Consider the following 545-nt stretch of genomic DNA (forward strand, 5'->3'; position numbering starts at 1 on the left):
TTTCGTCAGATCTGTGAACGCTTGAAGGAGTGTCAGGGTCGCATTGTTGTGACAGGAATGGGTAAGTCAGGGCATATTGGAAATAAAATTGCGGCAACGATGGCAAGTACAGGAACGCCCTCTTTCTTTCTTCATCCGGCAGAAGCAAGTCATGGCGATCTTGGAATGATTACCGAAGATGATGTGGTTCTTGCGCTCTCAAATTCCGGCGAGACCGATGAGATCATTGCGATTTTGCCGATTCTTTCACGGAGAAACATTCCATTAGTTGCAATGACAGGGAATCAGCATTCGACATTAGCTCGATCGGCAGATTACCATCTCTTGGTGCAGGTTGAAAAAGAGGCTTGTCCGCTCAATTTAGCCCCGACCGCGAGTACCACAGCAGCACTGGCGATGGGAGATGCTTTGGCAGTAACGCTGCTAGAGATGCGAGGATTTACCTCGGAAGATTTTGCCTTCTCTCATCCCGGAGGTAAATTGGGGCGTCGCTTACTTCTGCGTGTAGCCGATATTATGGCGCCTTTTGAGGAGTTAGCAGCACT

The 545-nt window shown here is 49.0% G+C and carries 1 protein-coding gene; it reads left to right on the forward strand.

The features are described from left to right. Nucleotides 1-57 precede the first annotated feature (57 nt). Nucleotides 58-545: KpsF/GutQ family sugar-phosphate isomerase (locus tag FK268_RS26165; RefSeq protein WP_269434259.1), on the forward strand; the 488-nt coding region annotated here is incomplete at its 3' end.

The organism is Tsukamurella sputi (genome assembly GCF_007858445.1).
Classification (GTDB): Bacteria; Actinomycetota; Actinomycetes; order Mycobacteriales; family Mycobacteriaceae; genus Tsukamurella; species Tsukamurella sputi.